General features: G+C 46.0%; 16 protein-coding genes and 1 pseudogene. 5 read left to right on the top strand and 12 right to left on the bottom strand.

The window, feature by feature from the left end:
- Window positions 1–157: 157 nt before the first annotated feature.
- Window positions 158–307, top strand: coding sequence for a 50S ribosomal protein L33 (gene rpmG / locus LPKJCM_RS10475; protein WP_013727157.1), 150 nt, complete (start codon window positions 158–160; stop codon window positions 305–307).
- 167 nt (window positions 308–474) lie between these two features.
- Here rpmG and LPKJCM_RS10470 read toward each other — a convergent pair whose 3' ends face one another.
- On the bottom strand, window positions 475–1,218 hold the full coding sequence (locus tag LPKJCM_RS10470; RefSeq protein ID WP_057961521.1) for an SDR family NAD(P)-dependent oxidoreductase: 744 nt from the start codon (window positions 1,216–1,218) through the stop codon (window positions 475–477).
- A gap of 245 nt (window positions 1,219–1,463) precedes the next feature.
- Between LPKJCM_RS10470 and LPKJCM_RS13960 the strand changes: the two are divergent.
- The 3 genes and pseudogenes from LPKJCM_RS13960 (at window position 1,464) to LPKJCM_RS10455 (ending at window position 3,811) form a co-directional block, all read left to right on the top strand.
- Window positions 1,464–2,527: pseudogene (locus LPKJCM_RS13960) on the top strand (ammonium transporter family protein).
- Entirely contained in the window at window positions 2,524–3,639 is a 1,116-nt protein-coding gene (locus LPKJCM_RS10460) for an NAD(P)/FAD-dependent oxidoreductase (protein WP_057961518.1), read from the top strand. Before LPKJCM_RS13960 ends, LPKJCM_RS10460 begins: the two are co-directional and overlap by 4 nt.
- 40 nt (window positions 3,640–3,679) lie before the next feature.
- Window positions 3,680–3,811 carry a putative metal homeostasis protein gene (locus LPKJCM_RS10455; protein WP_087069634.1) on the top strand — a complete coding sequence of 44 codons (132 nt, stop codon included), beginning with the start codon at window positions 3,680–3,682 and terminating at the stop codon, window positions 3,809–3,811.
- A gap of 161 nt (window positions 3,812–3,972) precedes the next feature.
- Here LPKJCM_RS10455 and LPKJCM_RS10450 read toward each other — a convergent pair whose 3' ends face one another.
- The 8 genes from LPKJCM_RS10450 to menB all read right to left on the bottom strand — a co-directional run bounded on the left by LPKJCM_RS10450 (window position 3,973) and on the right by menB (window position 13,102).
- Window positions 3,973–4,761, bottom strand: coding sequence for a MurR/RpiR family transcriptional regulator (locus tag LPKJCM_RS10450; protein WP_057961517.1), 789 nt, complete (start codon window positions 4,759–4,761; stop codon window positions 3,973–3,975).
- A 9-nt stretch (window positions 4,762–4,770) separates the two neighbouring features.
- Window positions 4,771–5,856, bottom strand: coding sequence for an agmatine deiminase (gene aguA / locus LPKJCM_RS10445; protein WP_057961516.1), 1,086 nt, complete (start codon window positions 5,854–5,856; stop codon window positions 4,771–4,773).
- A 145-nt stretch (window positions 5,857–6,001) separates the two neighbouring features.
- A complete protein-coding gene (gene arcC, locus LPKJCM_RS10440) occupies window positions 6,002–6,961 on the bottom strand; it encodes a carbamate kinase (RefSeq protein WP_057961515.1) in 960 nt (319 codons plus the stop codon).
- Window positions 6,962–6,972: 11 nt separating this feature from the next.
- Window positions 6,973–8,070 carry an agmatine deiminase gene (gene aguA / locus LPKJCM_RS10435; protein ID WP_057961514.1) on the bottom strand — a complete coding sequence of 366 codons (1,098 nt, stop codon included), beginning with the start codon at window positions 8,068–8,070 and terminating at the stop codon, window positions 6,973–6,975.
- Between the two features lie 23 nt (window positions 8,071–8,093).
- Window positions 8,094–9,509, bottom strand: a complete 1,416-nt coding sequence (locus tag LPKJCM_RS10430; protein WP_057961513.1) for an APC family permease — start codon at window positions 9,507–9,509, stop codon at window positions 8,094–8,096.
- Window positions 9,510–9,542: 33 nt separating this feature from the next.
- Entirely contained in the window at window positions 9,543–10,577 is a 1,035-nt protein-coding gene (gene ptcA, locus LPKJCM_RS10425) for a putrescine carbamoyltransferase (RefSeq protein ID WP_057961512.1), read from the bottom strand.
- 270 nt (window positions 10,578–10,847) lie between these two features.
- Window positions 10,848–12,272, bottom strand: a complete 1,425-nt coding sequence (locus LPKJCM_RS10420) for an o-succinylbenzoate--CoA ligase (RefSeq protein WP_057961511.1) — start codon at window positions 12,270–12,272, stop codon at window positions 10,848–10,850.
- Between the two features lie 8 nt (window positions 12,273–12,280).
- Window positions 12,281–13,102: a 1,4-dihydroxy-2-naphthoyl-CoA synthase gene (menB, locus tag LPKJCM_RS10415; RefSeq protein WP_057961523.1), complete on the bottom strand. Its 822-nt coding sequence runs from the start codon at window positions 13,100–13,102 to the stop codon at window positions 12,281–12,283.
- A 34-nt stretch (window positions 13,103–13,136) separates the two neighbouring features.
- Here menB and LPKJCM_RS10410 point away from each other — a divergent pair, with 34 nt between their 5' ends.
- The gene (locus tag LPKJCM_RS10410) at window positions 13,137–13,508 is read left to right on the top strand and encodes a PaaI family thioesterase (RefSeq protein WP_057961510.1); all 372 of its coding nucleotides are present in this window, start codon (window positions 13,137–13,139) and stop codon (window positions 13,506–13,508) included.
- Between the two features lie 330 nt (window positions 13,509–13,838).
- On the opposite strand, the gene LPKJCM_RS10405 is transcribed toward LPKJCM_RS10410, so the two are convergent.
- The 3 genes from LPKJCM_RS10405 to LPKJCM_RS10395 are packed head-to-tail and all read right to left on the bottom strand — an operon-like array spanning window position 13,839 to window position 16,125.
- Window positions 13,839–14,534, bottom strand: a complete 696-nt coding sequence (locus LPKJCM_RS10405) for an ABC transporter ATP-binding protein (RefSeq protein ID WP_057961509.1) — start codon at window positions 14,532–14,534, stop codon at window positions 13,839–13,841.
- 2 nt (window positions 14,535–14,536) lie between these two features.
- On the bottom strand, window positions 14,537–15,601 hold the full coding sequence (locus LPKJCM_RS10400; RefSeq protein WP_057961508.1) for an ABC transporter permease: 1,065 nt from the start codon (window positions 15,599–15,601) through the stop codon (window positions 14,537–14,539).
- On the bottom strand, window positions 15,601–16,125 hold the full coding sequence (locus LPKJCM_RS10395) for a TetR/AcrR family transcriptional regulator (RefSeq protein WP_057961507.1): 525 nt from the start codon (window positions 16,123–16,125) through the stop codon (window positions 15,601–15,603). Before LPKJCM_RS10395 ends, LPKJCM_RS10400 begins: the two co-directional genes overlap by 1 nt.
- Window positions 16,126–16,128: the final 3 nt, after the last annotated feature.

Here is a 16,128-nt window from a genome sequence, read left to right as displayed (position 1 = left end):
GGGCGGCATTCTTAAAATGTAGATAAACTACAGGAGGCGAAAGCCTATACCAGTTGGATCCGAATCCAATGAACAATTAGAGAATATCACACAGCATCCAAACAGCGAAGCTGGTCAATACTTGAATACATTTTTAATAATACGAGGAGGTAATCTCATGAGAATTCACGTTGTCATGCACAACAAGGAAACTGGAGAAGAATACTTAACCACTAAAAATCGGCGGAACAATCCAGACCGATTGAAGTTGATGAAGTATTCACCAAAGTTGAGAAAACGCGTTTTGTTTGAAGAAAAGAAAAGCTAGAGCGCAATGAAGCCCGGCTTTCTCTCGTATACGTTAAGGGCTGGGCAACGTTTATTCTGAATAACAGTGGTGCACAAAAAAGCCGGAACATAACTAACCAATCGTTATGTTCCGGCTTTTTTGACCGATATTCATTGATCGTCTTTGCTAATCAATCGAACCTTTGCTTAAACTGATGTGTAACCACCGTCAGCAACCAGTGTCGCACCAATAACAAACGAGGCATCATCACTAGCTAGGAATGCCACTGCTTTGGCAATCTCGGATGGCTTCCCTAATCTGCCAAGTGGATGAAGCTTTGCCAATCGCTCTTTAGCACCCGGGTTCACCTTATCCAGCAGTGGGGTATCGATGTAACCGGGCGCAATCGCGTTGACTCGGATTCCCTGCTTAGCGTATGTGGCTGCCAAGGTTTGGGTTAAGATCTTTACCCCACCTTTAGCTGCCCCATAAGCGGTCACATTCGGCAACCCAACCAAGCTGTGAATGGAGCCAGCATTGACGATGGCCCCGCCAGTCCCCTGCTTAATCATCTGCTCCAAGGCATACTTGTCGCTGAGAAAAATTCCGGTCAGGTTGATGTCGATCGTTCGCTGCCATTTATCCAGTGGTAACTCTGTAATATTGGCATCGTTGGCAATCCCGGCATTGGAAAACATAATGTCTAAATGCCCAAATGCATCCACCGTTTTGGCAATTAAATTCTTGATATCAGCCTCTTCAGTCACATTAGTTTTCACAAATAGAGCATTCCCACCAGCGTTTAAGTCAGCCACCACTTCGTCACCTTTTGGCGAAAAGTCACCGATAACTACTTTTGCGCCCTCATTCAAGAATAACTTAACGGTCTCTAAACCAATTCCCGATGCACCACCAGTAACGATCGCAACTTTATTATCAAATCTTGCCATGAATAACACGTCCTTTCTTCAACGAATCACTGCTTTTCTATAACCATTATTGTATCCGCTTACATATCGATTAGCAATTAACTTGGCTTTTCATTTTTCAACAAAAATAGCCCCAATATTACAATCCCCCCTTGACAGTTTTGGCAAAATTGGTTTATGATTCTAAATCGTAACTGTTACCATTTAAAGAGAAGGGGCTGATTGCTAACTTGGACAATAACTATCTCTTGCTCTGTACACTCGTCATGCTGCCGATGATACTATTCGTACCGGTTATGTACGCCAATCGGTATCCAAAGGCTGAACTCGATCACCATTTAACGACGATGATGGTTGCCGTTCTCATCGGGATTGCCAGTTGGCTTAGTTTTGGCAATGTGGAAGCCTTTCACTTGGTTTCTCACCAGTTATTCAATCTTGCCCAGCCGCTAGACATTAATTTAGTTGTGCAAATGGCCTTTTATCTGTATGCGGTGATTATGTTTACCGGAACGGTCCTTCAACGTCTGAACTGGCAGTTCTTCGCTGGCTTCGTACCACTATGGACACTGTTGGTCTACGCTCCGCTGGCAAATTTAATCTGGTCACCTCATGGCCTGTTAAACCAACTCGGCGCTTTAGATTTTCCGGCGGTTTGGTCGTCCATTTATCAGCGGGCATCACATCACTGATATTGGCAGCCTTAGTCAGAAATCAGCCGGTTGACGACGCTCTTGATCATCCCTACTTGGACTATGTTGCCACGCTATTTATTTTAACCGGCTGGTTAGGATTTAACTTGGCACCAGCTGGCAGCTTCAGGCATTTAGGTCCATTAATTATTGTCAATACCCTTACTGCCGTTCTGGGCGCAACCTGTGGCTGGCTGATACTGGCGAACCGAAACAAGCTGCGGATTACCGATATGAGTAATGGCATTATCTGCGGATTAGTCACCAGTACCGCGCTAGTTGGCTACGTCTCAACCAGCGCTATCTTGTTGGTTGCCCTTGTGAGTGGCGTCGTCTGCCACTGGAGCTGCAATTTGTTGGCGGGGTCCAGCAACCTGTATGACCCGGTTGATTCATTTGCCATTAACGGTGTCGGCGGCTTGATTGGCACAATTGGATTAACCTTATTTGCATCCCTTAACATTAATCCACAAGGGGCCAGTGGCTTAATCGCCGGTAATCTGCAGTTTACGGTGGCTGAATTAACCGCCATTCTGACCACAATCACCATCACAGTCGTTGGAACACTGATTAGCTATGGATTAATCAAGTCTATTTCAGTACTCGTTCCTCAATCTAGAAAGGATGAAGTATTTTGAACGATCGCTACTCAATTGTCATCATTGGTGCCGGCCCAGCAGGAATTGGCCTGGGGGCTGCCATGCAACATTATGGCCTTAGTAACTTTGTCATTTTGGATAAGGACGGCGTCGGAGCAACCTTTGATAAATGGAATCCAGAAACCCACTTCATTTCACCGTCGTTTACTTCCAATGGCTTCGGCTTCCCCGATCTAAACGCCATTACCCCTGACACTTCACCGGCATTTTCTCTGAACGCTGAGCACCCAAATGGCCATCAATACGCTGAATATCTCCGTCAGGTCGCCCTATTGAAACATCTGCCCGTGATTGGCAATGCAAATGTCATCAACGTTAAGCCCCAAAATGGCGGCTATGAACTGCTCCTCTCGTCTGGTGAACACATTGATGCTCAATACGTCTTCTTTGGCCTTCGTGATTATTCGTACCCGCTCCGGCCACAGATCCCCGGCAAGGATGATGGCCTCCACTACGCTGATATTCGAGATTATGGCACGTTTGCCAAACAGCCGCAAGCAATTATCGGCGGCAATGAGTCTGGAATTGACGTCGCCGTTAACTTGGCAAAACGAGGTATCCCATCGACAATCTATACGGAAACAACCGGTCTGCAATCAAATGATGCCGATCCAAGCAAACGACTTTCAACCTACACCATGAATCGCTTTTTAGCCCATGGTGAAATGATCCACGTCATTTCGAATAAACAAGTGGTTGCCGTTAAACGGACACTTTCAGACTACCAACTGAGATTTAGTGATGAGACAACGGCCACTTCCTTCACGAGACCAATCTTTGCCACCGGCTTTGCGGTCACTAAGAGTCCCCTAATCAACCGATTATTTAAGGTCGCTCATAATCGGCCCGTCCTAAATAACATGGATGAATCAACTATCAGTCCGAATGTCTTCTTAATCGGTCCTCAAGTCACCCATGATCAAGTCGTACTTTGCTACATTTACAAATATCGACAACGATTTGCCCAATTAGCTGAAGAGATGATTCGAAGAAAGGGTCTACAGCCGAATCCCGAAACGCGGATTGTTTATCAAAATGCCAATATGTACCTGGATGAATTTGATGACTGCGACGTTAACTGTGAGTGCTAATTGGATTACGACAATCATATTTGAAAGAAGGAATTTTAAAATGGAAAAACAAGACTTAGCTTCGGCATACCGGAGAATGAAAAGTCCAAATATCAAAACCCGAAAACGGGCGCTTAAAATTATCCACGAAATCAAACGGGCCAAACAAAGGAACTTATTAAAAGAAAAATAACCAGATCAAAAACGAGTTGGGATGATGAATTCCAACTCGTTTTTTGCAGTGCCACCATACTGATTGTTCTCATCAATTAATGGTTTGCTGAACAACTGGCAGTCTCAGTGTTAAGTCTGGCAATCTGCCAACGCCACCTTCAATCACACTGACCCATACTTTTAGGATTTTCCCGATTTCTGGTACTCCATGAATTGATACAGCAATAATTCCATAATCACAATCAAGGAAACATGAGAAGTCATATCCACACCACTGATCTTGAGTTCATCGGTAAACAAGTACAAATTCTCGTCACTCATATTTTGAATGGTATTGTTATTCGCACCCGTAATCGACACCAGCATGGCATAGCTGCGTTTGCTCTGCAAGTTTTGGATAATTTGAATTAATTCGTCATCCTCGCCCTCATAGTCAAAGACAAAGATCACGTCATCCGGCTGGACATTACGATAAGCCAATCGCCGCTGCTCGTGGTTTTTGGGAAAAATAACGATAAACCCGTTCAAGGTATATAGGTATTCGATGTATTCGGCTGAATATTTACTGAAACCCTTGGCAAAAAAATACAGCTTTGGTCGATGGTCCAAGACCTGGCAAATTTTCAGCAATTTACGTTCATCCAGTACCCGGACGGTCTCCTCGATATTCTTCAGATACTCGTTTCGATAGGCAGACTGTTCTTCAACGAATGGTTCCGTTTGATCTTCCGCCTTGTTGCTATTCAAAACCGTGTATTTGATCACGGTACTGAACTCACTGTAACCGGAAAAACCAATTTTACGGACAAAACGCAAAAAAGTGGTGGTCGAAACGTAACAGGCAGCCGCCACTTCGCGAATACTCTTATTCTGAATTTGAGTCATATTTTTGATAACGTAATCCAAAAGGCCGTACTCATTCTTATTCAATTTTTCAACATACGGTTTAATAATTTCAAAAAAGTTCATAGATAGCCTCTAATCCGGAACCCCAAGGACGATTGAGTGAATATCACCGCCGCCCAGTAACAGTTCACGGGCATAGATGGGTTCAATTTTTCGGTTGGGGAAAATTTGCTGATACTGCTCAATGGCCGCCTGGTCATGAACGTCGCCAAAGATTGGCAGAATCACCGCTCCGTTAGCTAGGTAACAGTTAATATAGGTCGCCATCAGCCGGTCACCAGCATACCTCGGCAGGCGCCCGTTGACCGGATCAACCCCCTCACTTTCCTGTTTGGTAATCAAGAGCGGTTTGGGCATTTGGACTTTGTAAATCGTCAGTGGCCGATTATGGGCGTCTTTTGCCGCACTCAAAATAGCCAGTGCTTCGTGGCAAATCTCATACATCGGATCGGTCTGGTCTTCGGTCCAGGTCAGGGCAACTTCGCCAGGGCGGACAAAATTCACCATGTTGTCAACGTCACCGTTAGTTTCATCCATGAAGTAGCCGCGTTTGAGCCAAATGATTGTAGAAACGTTCAAATAGCGTTTAAAAATCGCTTCAACAGCTTCCTTGTCAATTTGCCCGTTGCGACCCTCAGACAAGACGGATTCCTCAGTTGCAATTAACGTCCCCTCACCATCGGTTTGATAAGCCGATCCTTCCAGCACAAAATCGGCGTCGTAGTGGTCAATCCGATCCAGATCACTGACTTTTTCAGACACCAAGTTATCCTGATCCCAAGGAAAATACAGCCCATCAACCAGGCCACCCCAGGCATTGAACTGCCAATTGACTGCCCGGACGTCATGCTGGTTAACCAAGTAGGTTGGGCCAACATCTCTCATCCAGGCATCATTGTAACTCATTTCAACCACCCGAACCGATTCTGGCAGCGTATGAAGTGCGTGTTCGTATTGTTCGCGTGATACCAGCATGGTCAGCGGCTCGTACTTGCTAATCTTTCCGGCCACTTCGGCAAACACTTTCTGGGCAGGTTTGGCCCCGTCTCGCCAATTGTCGGTGCGCTCCGGCCACATCATATAGGCCTGCTGGTGTGCGTGCCATTCGGGAGCCACACGGTACTGATCCTGCTGTGGCGTCGTACCTTTTATTTCCATTCTTTACTTTACCTCGATATTTTCTCGTTCAATTATAACAGTTTTGATGTGAAAGCACTATCATGCTCATAACGTCAAAATTAACGAACGTGAAACGAGGCCCGGACAAAACCTTCGTTTCGTCCACGCCCCGTCGAATTCCCAACTATTTAACTGCTGCGACAACTGCGTCTTTGACGATTGTGGTGCCTTCGTTGCCTTCAATAATTTGTTCAACATCGGCCAAATCACCGATCACGGCTGGATTGCCGGTATTCCGGACAAAGGCAACCGCAGCCTGAACCTTTGGCATCATACTGCCCTTGGCAAATTCATTGGCGTCAATGTGCTTTTGAATATCATCAATGCCAACTTCTTTGAGTTCAACTTGATCAGGCTTACCGTAGTTGTAGTATACGCCGCCAGCAGAGGTCAAGATGATCAATTTATCAGCATCAATTAATTGAGCAATCTTTGAGGCACTAAAATCTTTATCAATCACGGCTTCTTTACCAATTAAGCGATTACCTTTTCTGACAACCGGAATGCCGCCGCCCCCAGAAACGATTGGGACAATCCCCGCATCAACGACCTTTTTGATCGCAGCGTATTCGTTAATTTCCAAAGGCTTTGGTGAGGCGACCACCCGCCGATAGCCACGGCCGGCGTCTTCTACGATTTCCCAGTCGGGATGCATCGATTTGATTTCCGGCAAATCAGCTTCCTTATAAAAGGGACCAATTGGCTTGGAAGGATTGTCAAAGGCTGGATCGTTTTCGTCAACAATCGTTTGGGTGACAATTGCCATCACATCCTTGTCAATGCCGCTATCCAAGAGCTCTTCCTTCATGGCATTTTGGAACCAATAGCCAATGCTTCCTTGCGTCATGGCACCACAGGTATCCAGTGGCATTGCCGGGTTAGCTTCACTGTCGGCAGCGTTTTGCTGAAGCAGTAAGTTACCGACCTGTGGACCATTCCCGTGCGTGATGATCAACTGATCACCGTTCTTGATAAATTTCACTAATTCTTTGGCGGTCTTTTTAACCGCCTTCATTTGGGCTTGGGCTGAAGCATCCTTTGAGAGGATTGCATTGCCGCCCAATGCAACTACAATTTTTGCCATTGCAATGTCTCCTATCTGCCAGCTGGCACTTGTTGCGTAATACAGTGAATATTACCACCACCGAGTAGGATTTCTCTGGCAGGAACGCCAACAATCTTTCGGTCAGGATATAAACGCTGCAAAGTTTCTTCTGCCTTGGCGTCGTTTGGATCGCCAAAGGTTGGGAAGACAATCCCGCCATTTGCGGTGTAGTAGTTGACATAGCTAGCTGCCAGTCGGTCACCTTCCTGACGTGGTAGTGTGCCGTCAACAGCATCCACGCCTTCACTTTCTTCTTTGGTGATTGTTACTGGCTTTGGCACGTAAAGCTTTTCAACTTGAATCTTTCTGCCCTTAGCATCGGTGGCGTTACTTAAAATGTCATAGTTTTCTTTAGAAATTTCATACTGGGGATAATTTTGATCATCCGTCCACGCGAGGGCAACGACGCCAGGTTTTACGAAGTTGGCAATGTTATCGACGTGCCCATTGGTTTCATCCAGGTAAATCCCGCGTTTGAGCCAGATAACTTTGTCCAAGTTAAGATATTCTTTCAAGACATTTTCAATCTGTTCTTTAGATAACTGGGAGTTGCGTCCCTTTGACAGCAGGCATTCTTCGGTCGTGATCAAAGTTCCTTCGCCATCAACATGGATTGAGCCGCCTTCGAGGATGAAATCATCCAGCCGGTAACGGTCGGCGTGTTCCATTTCAGTCACTTTTTGCGCAACCCGATCGTCCTTGTCCCACGGGAAGTAAAGACCGTCAACCAAGCCACCCCAGGCATTGAAGGTCCAGTCAACCCCACGCAGGTCTCCTTCATCATTGACGACAAAGGTTGGCCCACAGTCACGAATCCAGGAATCGTCACTGGAAATTTCAACCACTTCGACTTCGTCCGGCAGCATGTGCCGAGCATTCGCGTATTGGGCATCTGAAACACCAACGGTCACGTGTTCGAATTGGGAAATCGCTTTGGCGACGTTGACAAACGTATGCTGAGCAGGCTTGGCACCATTGCGCCAATTGTCCGGTCGCTCTGGCCAGAGAATGTAAACACCCTTATGATGTTCAAACTCGCCGGGCATCCTGTAGCCGTCTTTTTTAGGTGATGATTGTAAAGTTTTCATCGTATTTGCTCCTCTTGTGTGAATTAGTTCTTACTTAATGCTTCTGCTGTGTGGTGACTGCTCGCCTTTTGTTTTTTCTTCAAAGGATAATTCTTTTCGGCAGCTCTGATACAAAGTTCACCCAGCAAAACTGTGATAATTGTACCAACCAAAATTGGAATCTTGGTATTCAGTTCTTCTGCACTTCCATTTAAAGGAAAAGCGGATAAGATAGTTGTAATTGCCAGTAAAGCAACTGGAATCCAGGTCATCAGATTAATCATCAGTTTGTTTCCAGGTACTTTGAAAGGACGCTCAGTCTTAGGATCAGATTTGCGAAGTTTCCAAAACGATGGGAACATGAGCAGGTATGAGCCTAGAAGGGCAACGACGTTTAGTGAGAAGAATGCCCAGAAAATATTTTGATTAGGAATCAGAGGTGAGATAACCACCAGAACTGCCGCAATGCCACCATTTAGTAGATTTGCACCCGTTGGAAGGCCGGTCTTCTTGCTTTCAATTCCAAAAACTTTTGGCAAATCGTGATTCTTGGCAGCGTATGAGGCCACGTAGTTCACCCCTGCCGACCAGGAAATCAGGTTGGCAGCTAAAGTATACATGAACAGCAGTGCAATCAAGATTACAAACCAATTGTTACCGCCAATTAAGAGCAAAATGCTTTCCATCAAACCACTTGAAGTTGATAATTCGCTGCTTGGGATTGCCACGCCCATGCCAAATGCAGCAAAGACATAGAAGATGGCAATCAATATGCCACCCCAGATAATGGCTTGGGGAATTTGTTTCTTTGGATTTGGCATTTCGCTGGCCATTGAAGTCACAACTTCAAAGCCAAGGAAGTTGAATAAGATCACTGAAATGTATCCAAGGCTCTTAACATTCATTTGCGGCAGCATCGTCTTAACCGTGAAGTTGCTGGCAACGCCCTTGGTCATGGCAACGTAGATTCCTAAAGCTCCCAGGCTCACCATGATAATCACTTTGGCAATTGCTGCCAGATTCAAAATCCATTTGCTGTCAGCAACTGGAAATGAGGATATCAAAGTGACAATTCCGATGAAGATCAGCTGGATTAAAACGTTGGTCCAGGTCCCGAAATGGGTTGGGAACACTTGGCCAATGACGCCCGTGAACAGGACGGCCAGACTGGCCATCCAAATTGGGAAGTTGATCCAGTACAGCCAGGCTGCTCGACCACCCCAACGGCGGCCAAACGCTTTTCTAACCCAATCATAGATTCCACCGTCGCCGTCATATGTCGTTCCAAGCTCTGCGGAAATCAATCCATATGGCAGAAAGAAGAATATTAACAGCAGTGCCCACCAAAAGAACTGTGATGGGCCAATTGCAGCTGCCGGCGCAACTGATTCAACCACCAGAACCACGACCACCGACATTAGGACGGCATCAAATAATCTAAATTTTTTCTCGTCTTGCATTTCTTTCACCTGCACATCCGTTGCGTCAGCTCATTAATGAGTCGTGTCGTCAACTAAGTTTAAGATCATTGACTTCAATTTAGGATCGTTCAAGTCATCTAATTGCTTTTCGGTGTAGTTCATCCGTGGGGCCATCAAGTAGACCAGTAAGGCTCTCATTGCAGTCAAGCGGTTTTCGGCTTCGTCCCAGGCAATTGAATGTGGTGAATCAATCACGCTGTCGGTGACTTCTTCGCCGCGGTTGGCTGGTAGGCAGTGCATGAACATGGTGTGGGAGGTTCCCTTACTCATTAAATCGTCATTAACTTGGTACTTAGGATAGAAGATCTTCATCCGCTCGTCATATGAAAGTGGTGCCTCGTACAAGCCATACCAAACGTCGGTGTAGACAAAGTCGGCATCCTTCATGGCTGCATCAGCGTCTTCAGTGATTTCAACACTACCGCCTGATACTTCAGCGTTCTTCTTGCCAATTTCCAAGGTTTCCGGCTTGATTTGGTAACCTTTTGGTCCGAATTGAACGAACTTCATGCCCATCTTAGAAGCGATGAACATCAATGAAACACAGACCTGAGTGGCGTCACCGACAAAGACGACCTTGCAGTCTGAAAGCTTCTTGCCGGCTGGTAAATGCTCGGCCATGGTGATGATGTCACCGATTTCTTGGGTTGGATGGTTATAATCGCTCATCCCATTCAGAACTGGAACGGTGGCCGTTTCAGCCAACTTTTCAACGGTTGAGTGCTTAGCAACTCTGGCCATCAAGATATCAACCAAACGGGAAAGCACAATCGCTGTATCGCCTAATGATTCACTTTCAGCTGAGCCTAGATGAATTTGACCTGGTGCCAGGTATTGCGCATGACCACCAAGTTGCGTCATGGCAGTTTCAAATGATACCCGGGTTCTGGTTGAAGATTCTTCAAAAATCATGCCAAGCGTCCGGTGTGATAATAAATCAGGATAGTTACCGTTCTTAATATCGCGTTTAATTTGTAAACCTAAGTTGATCAGGTATTGAATTTCGTCTCGGGTGTAGGTGTTGGTATCGATAAAGTCTCGTTTCATAATTGGCATCTCCTATAAGTTTGTTTGTCGTTAATATCTCAGAAATTCTCGAGGATTTCTTTACGCTCTAAATATAACGGATGTAAGCGCTAAAATATAGTGTTTGAGGCCTTGTAGACGCCGACAGAACAACGATGGAGCTTGTTTCACCTTTGTTAACATGTTCCACTATCCCGGTGTAAACCGTTTTAGCCCACTTTTAAGTCAAAATAAGCCCGCAACCTGAGTAAAATGATTTACTCGAGATTGCAGGCTTGTTAACGTTTCACTTTATAACAACTGTTTGAGCTTGAATCGCTGCACCTTACCGCTGGCATTGGTGGGAAGTTTGTCAATTTTGATAAATCTCGTTGGTACCTTATAGTGGGCTAACTTCTGTCTGCCATAAGCGGTCAGGTCTGCTTGATCTAAGGGCGCATCGCTGACCACAAAGGCAGTCGGCACTTGACCCCATTTGGCATCATCTTGGCCGACCACGGCAATCTCGTCAATGTCTGGCCGATTGGCGTAAGCGGCTTCGACTTCATCTGGGAAGATGTTTTCACCACCGGAAATAATCATATCGTCGAGTCTGCCATCAATATATAAGAAGCCGTCTTCATCGAAATGACCAACATCGCCAGTCCGATACCAGCCGGTGTCATTTAGCTTACGTTGAAAAGCAGCCTGGCGGTTCAAGTAACCGGGGGTTAATGCCGGCGTTTTGATCAGGACTTCCTGATTAGCTTGGCTTAGCGTCAACTGGGTCAAAAATAATGGCTTGCCAACCGAACCAATTCGCTTGTCAGCATCCGCTGAGTTCAAGGCACTGATTTGTGAACAGGTTTCCGTCATCCCATATGACTGAACCACCGGGATTTGGCGTTGACGACATTGCTGAAGGGTTGGTCGATCAATGGGGCCACCACCCAGCAGCATGCACCGAAAGTTGGCCTGATAAGGGGTGTTATCAGCCGTTCGATATTTTAATAATTGCTTTAACATGTATGGAACAACCGAAATCGTCGAGATGGGCTCATGTTTCAATACGCGGTCAATCAATTCAGCATCGAAGTGGTCAACCAAGCGGTTCGCCATGCCATATATCAAGCCACGCATCATAATTGAAAAGCCGCTGATATGAAAAATCGGGACGGCGCAAAGCCACTCGTCACCCGGCATGACGCCAAGGTTAAAAGTGGAAGCGGTTGCTGACGCCAGGTGATTGCCAAAGGTCTGCATCACGCCTTTGGGTCTGCCAGTCGTCCCAGACGTATACATAATGCTGGCCACCGTTTGAGAGGGAAATTCGGGAACTAATGTGACCTGAACTGCCGTTTGATTTGTTATCGTGCTGAAGGGAATAAACTGTTGATCGAAGCTTTCTCGAAAGAGTTCGTCAGCTACCAAACAGGCCGCCGGTTCACTATCGGATAATTGACGCTTGATTTCATCATCAGATAAACGCCAATTAATCCAGACAATCGTCTTACCAGACCCTAGGACGGCCAGAGCCATCAGATAACCCAGCAAAGAATTCTTGGTCATAATGGCAACTCGATCGCCATCCAACACGGAGGCGGCCTTCAATTGTCCAGCCAGTTGAGAGACTTGTTGCTTGAGTTCCAAAAACGTCAGCTGGGTCTTGCCGTCATCAACTGCGAGCCGATCAGGGGCAGTTTCAGCCTGCTTTAAAATCCAATTATCCACTTTCATTAACCTTCTTAGGGGAATTTAGGGAATTGATCAAAATCTGGTTTTCGTTTTTGATTGAAGGCATCCCGACCTTCTTTGCCTTCATCGGTGGTGTAAAAGAGCATCGTCGCATCCCCACCCAACTGTTGAAGACCGGCCAAACCATCGGTATCAGCGTTCATGGCTGCCTTGATAAATCGAAGGGCGGTTGGCGATTTCTGGAGAATTTCGTTACACCAATCCAATGTGGCCGACTCAACTTCTGCCAGTGGCACGACTTTATTGATCCAGTTCATGTCATAAGCCTCTTTTGCACTGTAGAAATGGTTTAAGAACCAGACTTCTTTGGCACGTTTATGACCAATCAACCGGGCTAAATAACCGGAACCATAACCTGCATCAAAACTGCCTACTTTCGGCCCCGTCTGGCCAAATTGGGCGTTGTCAGCCGCAATCGTTAAATCACACACAAGTTGGAGAATATTGCCGCCGCCAACCGACCAGCCCTTGACCATCGCAATCACGGGTTTGGGGATGATGCGAATTAGATGCTGAAGATCCAGCACGTTTAGTCGGGCAATGTGGTCAGAACCCACATAGCCGCCATTTCCCCGAACTCCCTGATCACCGCCGGAAGAAAAGGCTTTGTCGCCAGCGCCGGTTAGAATAATCACGCCGATTGTGCTATCATCACGACAGATATTGAATGCGTCAATCATCTCCTGGATGGTCAATGGCGTAAAAGCGTTCATTTTTTCCGGCCGGTTCATCGTAATCTTTGCGATTTTATCAGCCCGTTCAAAAATAATTTCCTGGTAGTCTTTTACCGATTGCCATTTAACTGAAGTCATAATCTCGATCCTTTCAAAAATGGAGTGTGAAACCTTGTCTAATTTAATTAAGTTACTCGGCATTAAAACCGTCTCTGTCAGCCAAGCTGAAGTCATTATATCACTAGAAGTCACTGATGCCGTTAAACAGCCATATGGTTTGCTTCACGGCGGTATCAACTCGGTGCTGGCCGAAACGGCGGCTTCAATTGGCGCCAACAAGCAGCTGGATTCAAACCACTACGCGGTCGGCGTCGACCTCACCACGCAGCATTTATTGCCGGTAGCCCACGGCAAATTGGTGGCAACCGCCACGCCACTGCATGCCGGCCAGCGGCTTCAAACGTGGCGGGTTGCCATTCGCAATGGCGATCGTTTGACGAGTTTCAGTACGGTTACTTTGACCAACGTCGCTAAAGAATCTTAATTGCTTCGATAACCGATAAATTGCACCAAAAAAAGGAACCCATGTAGGTTCCTTTTTTTGGTGATTATTTGACTCTACTGTTCAGGCAGTGCTATATGCGCCGAATGGATGCCAACAAAAAAGTCATTGGGCTAAACCACTAATCGCCACTATTATTAAAAATCAGACCCGTTGCGTGTATTTAGGAGAAGTGGTGATTATCTGCCTTTACTGTACCAATATTATGCCACATCTCCCAATCAGAAGTCAATCAAAATTACCCCTTTTGAATTTTATGTGCCTATTTACTGACCCTCGTCATTGACGGTTCGCCTAGCAACACCCATACATTTAATGATCCAATACATGTTCCTTATCCTTAAGACTAATCTTCCCATCCAAAATCTCATAAGTCTTATTCGCAAAATCCAACAGCCGAAGATCATGGGTCACCACAACCACCGCCTTATTCCTGGTTCCCGCGAGATTCTTGAACAGTCGGCCGACCTCGGCAACCTTTTCACTATCAAGGGCTGCCGTCGGCTCATCAGCTAACACAATATCCGGGTTAGCGTACAGTGCTCTGGCGATCGCCACCCTTTGAGTTTGTCCACCCGACAGTTCACCGGGGTACTGGTTGACTAGCTGCGAGATTCCCAGCTGATCAAGCAAACCTGACAATTCGTTCTGGTCTAAATTACCCTCACGCTTGATTTTATCCACAAACTCAAATTGTTCTTTGACTTTCAGATACGGCACCAGATTGTATGATTGTAGGACAAAACCGATTTGATTTAACCGCAGCTTATCTCGTTGCGCTTTGGTCAGCGACTCAACTGCTTGGCCTTCAACTTCCACTGATCCGGAAGTTGGCGTCTGCAGGCCGCCGGCAATGGTCAAAAAGGTGCTTTTCCCTGATCCAGAGGGGCCGACCACGAGGATTAACTGTCCGCGATCCGCCGCAAAGTTGACGTCCTTTAACACGTGGACCTTACTAATGCCGGATCCAAAATACTTATTAATGTTTTTCAATTCAATAACTGACATAACTAACCTCCAATAACACTGACAGGGTCAACGGTCGCAATCTTCTGGGCCGGAATGGCAGCCCCAATCACACCCATAATCATCAGGCCAATTGATATCCAGGTCAGAACCGGAATATCAAACGCCATTGGGACGCCCACCGGCAAAAGCCAGCCGGTTAACGCCGCAATCAGGCCGCCAATGATGACTCCCGCCGCCATTAGGATGACTGATTGACTGGTAATCGTCGAAACCAGTGCCCTGGCTGGAATTCCCTGTGCTCGAAGCACCGCATAGGTCGGCAGTGCCTGCATGGTCAAAATGTACAGGAAAACTGCGATAATCACCAGTGAAATAATCATTAAGAAACCGATCATAAAACCAAAGGTGGTATTTTGTGCAGAGTACCCCGGCAATTTTTGAATGAATTCATTTGTTGAATAGGTTTTTAAATGCTGATTATGTTCGTTATAGGACGCATTTCGAGAAATAATCGCACTTCCAGCAACCGGTACGTTGTTCATGCCACGCAGATATTTCCAAGTCGGCAGCGTCCCGTAAATGACTGGCGCAATGTTTAACTTGGCATTCTTGGTAAAACCAACAATTTCATATTTGTCGTCAAATGAATTCATGGTGACCTTATCACCGAGCTTGTAGCCTTCGGTCTTGAACTTCTCATCAACGACCACTTGGTGATTAGTCTTGGCTTTATGGCCGGATGAAATTTTCAAGTCTTGATAGATAAATTGGTTGGACCTCAACCCAATAAAGCTGGCTGAAACCTTCTCTTTGCTTTTATCCTTGGCGACAACCGGGGTTGAACCAATCAAAGACTCCTTGCTGGTAAGGCGGTCATCCTTTGCCTGAGCATTGGTGATCGTTGATTGCGCCAAATTAATGTTGGAATCCTTATTCAATACCACACTTTTGGCATCCCATGAATTGATTGCCTGAGTATTTTCACCTGCAAGTCCAAAGGCTAAACTGGTTAAAATGAAAATCAGATAGGCAATCAGACTCACCATGGCAATAATCAAACCGTACCTCAATTTCTCGTGCTTAATTTCTTTCAGTGCTAAATACATTAAAACTTCCCCTTCCCTGCTAACAAGTCCAATGTTTCGGATAATCTGTTCATAACTGCTGGTTGATAATCTGGATTAATGATGATCTCTTTGATTGCCTCATGGCTCAGGATCATGGTCGCCCATTGCCTGCCACTAACGGTCGCCGGATTCACTGAACCTTGTGAGACCAGCGACTCATTTTTCATCAAATGCATTTTAATCAGGCCAAAGTATTCACTATTCTGGGCACCTTTGACAAAATTGGTGACTTGATTCAAGTAAAACTGGGGATCAAAGGTTTCACCGAGTTCATTGTCAATGTCGCTGTGAATATCCTGCATCGCCACCCCGTATAAATACTTGTAAGCATCTGTTAAATCATCAAAATACTTATAAAAAGCACCGCGGGCAATTCCGGCCGTCTTAACGATCGGTGCCACCTGTGCGGATGCCAGCGGCTGCTCCGAAAATTCCTTAAGCAATGCCTGGCGAATCGTTCTCTGCTTTTCAGCACTCAAATTTTTAAAGGTTGTTGATACCATCGT

This window comes from Lentilactobacillus parakefiri, assembly GCF_002157585.1.
In the GTDB taxonomy this organism is placed as follows: domain Bacteria; phylum Bacillota; class Bacilli; order Lactobacillales; family Lactobacillaceae; genus Lentilactobacillus; species Lentilactobacillus parakefiri.
This window is presented reverse-complemented; position numbering and strand designations above follow the sequence as displayed.